Genomic DNA, 5,154 nt, shown 5'->3' on the forward strand with positions numbered 1-5,154 from the left:
CGCTCCAATCAACAGGTGCCCAAATAACAAATGACCTTTATTACAACTATACAAAAAAAGAACCCGTATCTATTGTGATTCGGGTTCTTTGGTTTATTCTGTTTCTGTTGTACTTGCTGTTGTTGTTGAGTTAAGATGTGCCTTCAGTTTAGATTTTGTTTCTTCTAAAGCAGCTTCGTCAAGTTGATAATAATAAACACCGTCAATATAGGAGTCGTCTCCTTTTAGTGACATCGATTCAACATCAATTCCAGATCCAGCCTGGACATAGCTAATAAATGATTTCATTTGATCAAACGTTAAGTCTGTTGACATGTTTTTTCCCACCGCTTCCATGACATCGGTGTAATTAGTAATGGATTTAACGGATGAACCTTTTGCGAGAATGGCCTTAAAGATTTGCTGCTGGCGCAATCCTCTTTGAATATCACTATCAATTTTTCTGGTCCGTGCAAATGCAAGAGCTTCTTCACCATCTAGTTCTTGTAAGCCTTTTTCCAAGGTAATGGCTTTGGCATGGTCCTCGGAATCTTGTTCAGAGAAGGTGAATGGGACGTCTACTTTGACACCATCAAGGGCATTAATCACATCAATAAACGCGTTAAAGTTCATTTTCACATAATAATCGACAGGAACGTCTAGTAATTCTTCTACTGTTTCAAGCGTAAGTTTCACGCCGCCGTACGCGTGGGCGTGAGTAATTTTTGTATAAATATCCTTCTCAGGAATATGAACATAGGAATCACGTGGAATACTTAATAGTTTAATAGATTTTTCTTCTTTATTAAAAGTAGCCAGCATCAACGCATCGGAACGAGAACTGCCACTTGACTTCCGTTTTTCACTATCATCGACACCTATAAACAAAATCGATGTATTTTCAAGTTTAACATTGGTTTTTGTTGTTTTTGTTTCGCGCTCAATCGGCTTGTAGGATTTATTCATGACAGATTCAGCCTTGTTATATAAAAATCCGCCGTATGCCGTTGCTCCGATAATCAATAATAGAATCGGCATGATGATCCATAGCAAAATTCGTTTTCGCTTTTTCTTACCTTTTTTCTTATTTTTATAAACCTGTCTATTGATAGACATAGATTGCCTCCTAGTAGTAAAGTAGAAAAATGTCAACTTTTGTTGAAAATCTACTCTATTTTATAATATTTATGGAGATTGGTAAAATGAAATTTTTTGTAAATTGAAATTTCCTGCCTTTGGACAAAGTGAAAGACGAGAAATGCCTAAATATCAGTTTCTAGATAGGTCATTTCTCCTTTTGTCATTTCGGCCTGTCCATTGGTTAATTCAATCATCCATTCTATAAATGCTTGTTGTTTCTCTTCTTCCACAAATACTTCAAATTCGACATTTTCTTGGTAGTGAATATTTTTAAGAATATAAATGGATGATCTTAATTCGTTTTCAATCTTTCCAAGCCAAGAATAATCGATTGTAATATGGAAGATCTGCATCAACTTTCTTTCAACGATTCCGACTGCATCCAGGCCTTCTGATGCGGATTTCCCATAAGCGCGGATAAGACCGCCGGCCCCTAATTTTATTCCTCCAAAGTAACGGGTAACGACAACTGTGGTATCCTTCAATTTTCTTTTTTTCAAAACCTCAAGAATAGGTACTCCTGCTGTACCACTTGGTTCTCCGTCATCATTGGCTTTTTGAATTTGATCATTCTCACCAATGAGATAGGCTGAACAATTATGAGTAGCATCCCAATATTTTTTTTTCAAAGCTTGGATGAATTCTTGAGCTTTCAATTCAGTTTCCGTTCTTTGGACATGGGCAATAAATCGTGATTTTTGTATAATAATTTCATGTTCACCAGCTTGTTTTACGGTATGATATCGAGGCAACATTCAGCGCACTCCTTTCTAAATTTCATAATGGTGTAATATAACTTTAATATGGCAGTAAAATATCCATGTTATAATAAAACAGATAAAAGTAGTGGAAACCTGTTTTATGGGCAGATAGTGGCATTCCTATTATACTACTACTTTTTACTTAAATTAATGGTAACGTGTATGATAAGATTAGCAAATTGAATCAATCCAATGTAAAATATGTTACAAGACATTTAGGTAAAATCCAAAGATAATGAAATCATTTGTTTGAAATTAGAATATTGTTAGCCATAGCGTTCAAACGCTTATTGCTTTTCTTATCGGAGGAATGTGTATGAAGATTAAGCAAATCAATATGAAATCAATTGATGAAATTCGTGAAGAAATGATTGAAACCGTTACTTGCTCAAAAAGTGACATCTTCCAGATAGGTGAGCAATGCCGTCAAGATTATGAAAACATGATTAATGAATTAGACAATATTAAGCAGATGATGGTAAAACTCACTACTGAAGGCGAGCTACTTGAAAAGCAAGTCCTTGATGCACGGAGCATGCTGTCAGAAGTTAGTATGAATTTTAAAAATTACTCGGAAGAAGAGGTCCGTGATGCCTATGAAAAGGCCCATCAGTTGCAAATGGATCTTTCTATTAATTGGCAATACAAGAAGCAGCTTTTGGATAAAAGAGCAGACCTTGAAAATCGTCTGGTAGGGTTGGACGAAACGATTGATCGTGCCGACCAACTGATATCGCAAATTTCTGTTGTGATGAATTACTTGACCAGTGATCTAAAGCAGGTTGGCAAAGTACTCGAACATGCAAAAGCCAAACAGGATTTTGGATTAAAAATCATTGAAGCACAAGAAGAGGAGCGCAAGCGGCTTTCGCGGGATATCCACGATGGCCCCGCTCAAATGCTTGCTAATGTCATTATGCGTTCTGATTTAATTGAACGTGTCTATAGGGAAAAGGGCGCGGATGAGGCTTTTTCTGAAGTCAGCAGCTTTAAAAAAATGGTCCGTTCGGCACTGTATGAAGTCCGACGAATTATTTATGACCTTCGTCCGATGGCATTAGATGATTTAGGTCTTGTCCCTACCCTCAGAAAATACCTGCGAACAATCGAAGAATATCATAACCAATCGAAAATTGATTTTGTGAATATCGGACTAGAGCGCAGACTTCCCACTAAGTATGAAGTCGCGCTCTTCCGGATGATACAGGAATCAGTGCAAAATGCATTAAAACATGCCAATGCCTGTGAAATCAAAGTACGGTTAGAAATAACCAATGCATCAGTTACCGTCTTAATTAAGGACAATGGTATTGGTTTTGATATCGCAGAAAAGAAACCTGAGTCATTTGGCATGATCGGAATGCGTGAGCGTGTTGACCTGCTTGAAGGTGAACTGACCTTTGACTCAAAAATTGGCAAAGGGACCGCTGTACTGATTCGAGTACCACTAATTAACTAGAAAACTATGAACCTACCGTCAATGGAGAAAATTTCGAAATTAGAAGGATTAGGAGGCGTTACAATTGACTACGAAAATTGTCATTATAGACGATCACCAACTATTTAGAGAAGGTGTTAAAAGAATACTAGAGTTTGAAAAATCGTTCCAAGTTGTCGCTGAAGGTGATGATGGATGCGAAGCTTTAAGATTAGTAGAAGAATTTCAACCCGATGTGGTGATCATGGATATCAATATGCCACAAGTGAACGGGGTCGAGGCTACGCGGGAATTAGTCGACAAATATCCTGACACGAAGATTATTATCTTATCCATTCACGATGATGAAAACTATGTGACCCATGCCTTACAAACCGGTGCCATTGGTTACTTATTAAAAGAAATGGATGCGGATGCCTTAATAGAAGCAGTCAAAGTTGTCGCTGACGGCGGATCATATTTGCATCCAAAGGTTACTCATAATTTAGTAAATGAGTACCGCAAACTGGCAGCGGGCGTTGCTCGCAGTGGCGGGGCTTACCTGCAAACAATGGAAATTCGCCGACCTTTGCATTTATTGACACGCCGCGAATGCGAAGTTCTTCAAATGCTTGCCGATGGAAAAAGCAACCGTGGTATTGGCGAAGCTTTATTTATCAGCGAAAAAACAGTTAAAAATCACGTCTCCAACATTTTACAAAAGATGAACGTCAATGACCGTACCCAAGCCGTTGTTGTCGCCATTAAAAATGGCTGGGTTGAAGTAAAGTAATCGGGTATTTAAGAGCATGCTTTTGCTTTTTAAAAGTATGCTCTTTTTGTTTGACCAATTAATGCAATTTAGCTGAGTTTCAGATAAAATACCATATAGTAGGTAAAAAGATAAGGATGGTATTTTGTTATGAAGACAGCTGTCGTCACGGATAGTACTGCGTACATCCCAAAGGATCTACGTGATAAATGGAATATACATATGATCCCGTTACATGTCATCTTTGGAAACGAGGTTTACCACGAAGAAGTGGATATTACATGGAGTCAGTTTTACGAAGAGGTTAAGACGAAAGAGCTGCCAACCACTTCCCAGCCACCCATCGGCCAGTTTGTTGAGCTTTTTGAGAGCCTTGCGAAGGAGCATGATGCAGTCATTAGCATCCATCTTTCCAGTGGAATCAGCGGTACGTTTCAAGGTGCGGTCACTGCTAGTTCGATGGTTGAGGGCATTGAGGTGCACCCCTTTGATTCAGAAATCAGCTGCATGGTGCAAGGTTTTTACGCTATTGAGGCAGCAAAATTGGCATCTGAGGGTGAGGATTCTGGAACCATTATGGCTCATTTAGAAGCATTAAAAATGACGGCCCGGGCCTATTTCATGGTGGACGATTTAGCTCACCTGCAACGAGGGGGACGCCTCTCAAGTGCTCAAGCCTTTTTCGGCAGCCTCCTTCAGGTGAAACCACTGCTCCATTTCGAAAACAAAGTCATTGTTCCATTTGAAAAAATCCGCACTCGGAAGAAAGCAATGAAACGAATCGTTGACCTTCTTGATGAGGATGCCTCTAGCGGAAACAGCTATCAAGCTGCCATTATCCACGCAAATCGTGAGGAGGAAGCCAGGGAGTGGCGCGACGAGCTAGCAGCCCTTTATCCTAACGTCGAATTTACAATCAGTTACTTCGGCGCCGTCATCGGTACCCATCTCGGCGAAGGAGCCATGGGTCTGGGCTGGATGAAAAAATTAGATAGGTAAACAAGTGAGTTGCCATTCCGTCCTTTGGGCCGGAATGGTTTTTTATTCTTGGGGGTGGTTGGGTGTTCGCGGAATCAAAAGGGGTT

The 5,154-nt window shown here is 39.5% G+C and carries 5 protein-coding genes; 3 read left to right on the top strand and 2 right to left on the bottom strand.

All coding sequences use genetic code 11. The annotated features are described in order from the left end of the window. Positions 1-93 precede the first annotated feature (93 nt). Both V7659_RS13865 and V7659_RS13870 read right to left on the bottom strand, forming a co-directional pair. Complete coding sequence (locus tag V7659_RS13865) at positions 94-1,095, bottom strand: LCP family protein (RefSeq protein ID WP_335540488.1); 1,002 nt, start codon at positions 1,093-1,095, stop codon at positions 94-96. 146 nt (positions 1,096-1,241) lie between these two features. Next, positions 1,242-1,874: a YigZ family protein gene (locus V7659_RS13870; RefSeq protein WP_335540489.1), complete on the bottom strand. Its 633-nt coding sequence runs from the start codon at positions 1,872-1,874 to the stop codon at positions 1,242-1,244. Positions 1,875-2,196: 322 nt separating this feature from the next. Here V7659_RS13870 and V7659_RS13875 point away from each other — a divergent pair, with 322 nt between their 5' ends. The 3 genes from V7659_RS13875 to V7659_RS13885 all read left to right on the top strand — a co-directional run bounded on the left by V7659_RS13875 (position 2,197) and on the right by V7659_RS13885 (position 5,068). Next, complete coding sequence (locus V7659_RS13875) at positions 2,197-3,339, top strand: sensor histidine kinase (protein WP_335540490.1); 1,143 nt, start codon at positions 2,197-2,199, stop codon at positions 3,337-3,339. Positions 3,340-3,403: 64 nt separating this feature from the next. Continuing rightward, positions 3,404-4,090 (top strand): response regulator transcription factor, encoded by a 687-nt coding sequence (locus tag V7659_RS13880; RefSeq protein WP_335540491.1) that lies wholly within the window; start codon positions 3,404-3,406, stop codon positions 4,088-4,090. A gap of 129 nt (positions 4,091-4,219) precedes the next feature. After that, positions 4,220-5,068: a DegV family protein gene (locus tag V7659_RS13885; protein ID WP_335540492.1), complete on the top strand. Its 849-nt coding sequence runs from the start codon at positions 4,220-4,222 to the stop codon at positions 5,066-5,068. Positions 5,069-5,154 lie beyond the last annotated feature (86 nt).

It is taken from the genome of Neobacillus drentensis, assembly GCF_036966985.1.
GTDB classification, from domain to species: Bacteria; Bacillota; Bacilli; order Bacillales; family Cytobacillaceae; genus Neobacillus; species Neobacillus drentensis_E.